General features: G+C 32.5%; 5 protein-coding genes. 3 read left to right on the top strand and 2 right to left on the bottom strand.

What is annotated here, in order from left to right:
• Positions 1 to 111 precede the first annotated feature (111 nt).
• From mltG to ACVC2P_RS02840, 3 genes are all read left to right on the top strand, one after another.
• Positions 112 to 1,155 (top strand): endolytic transglycosylase MltG, encoded by a 1,044-nt coding sequence (gene mltG / locus ACVC2P_RS02850; RefSeq protein ID WP_452596973.1) that lies wholly within the window; start codon positions 112 to 114, stop codon positions 1,153 to 1,155.
• Between the two features lie 2 nt (positions 1,156 to 1,157).
• Positions 1,158 to 2,066 (top strand): DUF2279 domain-containing protein, encoded by a 909-nt coding sequence (locus ACVC2P_RS02845; RefSeq protein WP_452596972.1) that lies wholly within the window; start codon positions 1,158 to 1,160, stop codon positions 2,064 to 2,066.
• A 107-nt stretch (positions 2,067 to 2,173) separates the two neighbouring features.
• The gene (locus tag ACVC2P_RS02840; protein WP_452596971.1) at positions 2,174 to 2,854 is read left to right on the top strand and encodes a peptidoglycan-binding protein LysM; all 681 of its coding nucleotides are present in this window, start codon (positions 2,174 to 2,176) and stop codon (positions 2,852 to 2,854) included.
• Between the two features lie 6 nt (positions 2,855 to 2,860).
• Here the strand turns inward: ACVC2P_RS02840 and ACVC2P_RS02835 are convergent, their stop codons facing one another.
• Together ACVC2P_RS02835 and ACVC2P_RS02830 are read right to left on the bottom strand one after the other, a co-directional pair.
• Positions 2,861 to 3,577 carry an SAM-dependent methyltransferase gene (locus ACVC2P_RS02835; RefSeq protein WP_452596970.1) on the bottom strand — a complete coding sequence of 239 codons (717 nt, stop codon included), beginning with the start codon at positions 3,575 to 3,577 and terminating at the stop codon, positions 2,861 to 2,863.
• A gap of 113 nt (positions 3,578 to 3,690) precedes the next feature.
• Positions 3,691 to 4,152 (bottom strand): low molecular weight protein-tyrosine-phosphatase, encoded by a 462-nt coding sequence (locus ACVC2P_RS02830; protein WP_452596969.1) that lies wholly within the window; start codon positions 4,150 to 4,152, stop codon positions 3,691 to 3,693.
• Positions 4,153 to 4,262 lie beyond the last annotated feature (110 nt).

Below are 4,262 nucleotides of genomic sequence, written 5' to 3'. Positions count from 1 at the left end.
GTATAAAACTATTTAAAAATCAGGGATTTAAAAAAATAGGATTAAAAAAAGACTGGAATTTTTATAACGGTCAATTTAAAAACGAATATTTATTTCAACTTATTAATACTAATGTACATTAAAAAAATACTTTTTGCTATAGTTGCCATTGGTTTAGTGGTAGCAGCTTATTTTGCTTATTATGTTTATGGGGTTATGTTTTCTCCTAATACAATTTTTGAAGAAAATACAGTTTCAGTTTACATATCACGAGGCGCCAATTATAATGAAGTAAGAAAAGAATTAGAGCCATTATTAAAAGATATTGAGGCCTTTGATGCTTTAGCAAAACAAAAAAAATATGTAAATAATGTTAAGGCTGGTCGTTATATTATTGAAAAAGGAATGACTAACAATGATATTATTGCCACATTACGTATTAAAAATAAACCAGTTAAAGTGACGTTTAACAATCAAGAAACGATTGAGAAGTTAGCTGGAAGAATAGCAGCACAAATAGATGCCGATAGTTTAGCTTTATTAAAAGCAATGACAGATAAAACGTTTTTAAAAGAAAATGGCTTTAAAGAAGAAACAGCTTTAGGGATGTATATACCAAATAGTTATGAGTTGTTTTGGAATAGCTCAGGTGAAGGTTTTCGTAACCGCATGCTAAAAGAATACAAAGCCTTTTGGACAGACTCTAGAAAAGCAAAAGCTAAAAAACTAAAACTTACAGAAGCAGAAGTTATAGCATTAGCCTCTATAGTCTATGAGGAATCTAAGCAAGCTAGTGAGCAACCGCGAATAGCTGGTGTATATTTAAACCGTATTAGAATTGGGATGCCATTGCAGGCAGATCCAACCATTCGTTTTGCGGCATACAAATTGCCAAAATACAGTAACACCATAATTAAGCGTGTATTAAATGTACACAAAGAAATAGAATCTCCATATAACACGTATACTAATTTAGGATTACCTCCAGGATTAATTGCTATGCCAGACATATCTGCTATAGACGCCGTTTTAAATAACGAAAAACACAATTACCTTTATTTTGTTGCAGATGCTAAACGATTAGGCTACCATAAATTTGCAAAAACATTAGCGCAACATAATGCTAATGCTAGGGCATACCATAAATATTTATCCTCTCAAGGTATTTACAAGTAGTATTGAAAAAACACATTTTACATCTTGTCTTTGCATTAGTGGTATTCTCCGGAATGGCGCAATCTAAACTTAACCTGTTTTTAAAACCTAGCGATACGTTGCATAAGCCAAGGCGTAATGCAGTTGTAATAACAGAAGCTACAGCAGGAGGACTAACGTTACTAGGTTTAAATCAGTTGTGGTATAGCGATTTCGAGCGGTCAAAATTTCATACCATTAACGATAATAACGAGTGGCTCCAAATGGATAAGTTAGGGCATACCTTTACCGCATACCAAGTAGGTAGAATTGGAGCAGACGTTTTACACTGGAGTGGTGTAAATAAAAAAGACCAATTATTATATGGAGCAACTTTAGGTTTTTCTTTTTTAACAGCAGTAGAAGTTTTAGATGGTTTCTCTAAAGAATGGGGATTCTCTTGGGGTGATTTTGCCGCCAATGCATCTGGTACAGGATTATATGTTGGTCAAGAATTATTATGGAAAGAACAACGTATTACATTAAAATACTCTTTTCATAGAACAGGATTTGCAGCACAACGACCAGATAAATTAGGAGTAGGATTACTAGAAGAATCACTTAAAGATTATAATGGACAAACGTATTGGTTAAGTGCAAATTTACATTCGTTTTTTAGGCAAAGTAAGCTGCCTAAGTGGTTAAATGTAGCATTTGGCTATGGAGGAGAAGGACTATTAGCAGGTACAAAAGCAAAACAGATAGAGCTATTTGGACAACACAATAGACGCCGACAGTACTACTTAAGTCTCGATATAGATTTAACAAAAATTAACACTAACTCACACATTTTAAGAACATTATTTAGTATTTTTAATGTAGTAAAAGTACCACTTCCTACGGTGGAGTTCACCGATAAAAATGACATAAAATTTCACGCTATATACTTTTAATTGTATTTTAACGAGTAATTTTGCTATATCATTTTTTTTGTATAATTTTGCACGCTGAAATTTTAGGCTCGCTTTTTGATTAAAACTAGTCTAAGAAATTAAAAATTATGAACAAAAAGAGTAGTGCAAGTTTATTATTACTAGCGATTACAATTTGTGTTTTAATTGTTGTGTCGCTATCAACAGAAGAAAAGTTAAATCATACAGAAGTAGAATATTATTCTACGAAGGGGTTAAATTTAGATTACTCAGTTAATCAAGATGCCTCTAAAGACATTGCGTTTCTGGGAGAGAAAGAAGAAACGTATACACTAGAGCTTGGAAAGTCGTTTTTAGGATTTAAAGAAGCTATAGGGTTTAAAGAGTCTCAAAATAATTATTTCTCAGTTAATACTTTAGGCTATCTAGGTAAGTACCAATTTGGTAAAAGTACACTTAAGTTAATAGGTATTAACAATGCAAGTCTGTTTTTAAAGACGCCAGAATTACAGGAAAAAGCTTTTATAGCTAATACACAGCGTAATAAGTGGGTGTTAAGAAGAGATATTAAGCGTTTTGAAGGGAAGTATGTTAATGGTGTTAAGGTTACAGAATCTGGAATTTTAGCAGCAGCTCATTTGGCTGGGCCAGGAAGCGTAAAAAAATACCTTAGAAGCTATGGGAAAAGAGGTTTCTCAGATGCGTATGGAACTTCAATAAGGTCATACATGAAACGCTTTTCTGGATATGATACATCGGTTATAAAACCAAACAAAAGACCTAAAGTGTCTTTAAAGCTTAAAGCATAAGCATTTTTAATTTTTATGAATTATAAATAAGGTTGGTCTTTTATGAAGGTCAACCTTTACTTTTTTCCATGCGTTTGCAGGCATGGTTTTTATGTATTCGCTAGGTAGCGTAATATCGCAAGCAACACAAATAGCAGTGTTGCCATTTAAAATATTACATAAATCTTCTAACATTTTGTTGTTTCTATATGGCGTTTCAATGAATAATTGCGATTGATTTTGTTCGAAAGAAAGACGCTCTAATCGTTTCAACTCCTGTTTACGCTCACTTTTATCAATAGGTAAATAACCATTAAAAGCAAAGCTTTGCCCATTCATTCCAGAGCCCATCATTGCTAATAAAATAGAGGATGGGCCAACCAAAGGAACTACTTTTATGTTGTTTTCATGGGCAATTTTAACAATATCTGCGCCAGGATCTGCTACCCCTGGGCAGCCTGCTTCAGAGATTACACCAACATTTATTCCTCTTTTACAAGGTTCTAGATAGCTAGGTAACTCACTTACATCTGTAAATTTATTTAAAGGAAATAATGTTAAAGAAGACTGTTGTTTTCCAGAACTTATTTTTTTTATGAATCGTCTGGCTGTTTTTTCGTTTTCAACAATATATGTATCTACCTGTTCTATAATTTTCTTTACAGTTAAAGGGAGTACGTTTAAAGGTTCTGTATCACCTAAAGTTGTTGGAATAAGATATAACGTGCCATAAGAATTATTCATAGTAGTGTATGTTTAGGGGATTTTACTGTTAGTAAAGTTAATGAAAAGAAAATAAATTAAATGGAGACTAGACTGTATAGTTAAAAGAAACATGAGAATCTTTCACTTCTTTCTTAGTCATTACTTTTTAATTTATTGGCTATAATATTACAGGCTTCATCAAGCATTATATAAACATTATTAAATCCTTCCTCTCCTCCATAATAAGGATCTGGAACATCTAGATTTTCGCCAGGAACACTTTCGTTTAAAATTAATTTCACCTTGTTTTTATCTTGGTTATTTCTAGCTAATCGAATAATATTTTTATAATTAGAATTATCCATGGCGTAGATATAATCAAAACGGTCAAAATCTATTGTAGTAAACTGTCTGCCTCTTTGGTTGTTAATATCTATTCCGTAATCTCTGGCTATGGCAATAGAGCGTTTATCGGGTTTTTCTCCTATATGATAATTACTGGTTCCTGCAGAATCAACAAAAAAAGAATCTTCAGGAAGTTTAGATTTTAAAATACCTTCCGCTAGTGGAGAGCGACAGATGTTCCCGAGGCAAACCATTAGTATTTTTGTCATTTAAAAAAGGTGTATTAAACAGATAGTTTTTTAGTAAGATCTTCAACGTATTTTCTAAATTGCTTATCAGTAGAAGATAAGTTGTCTACAGTTTTACAAGCATGTAATAC

The organism is Pontimicrobium sp. MEBiC01747, from assembly GCF_053601635.1.
Note: the sequence above shows the minus strand (reverse complement) of the source record. Positions and strands in the feature narration are given on the sequence as shown.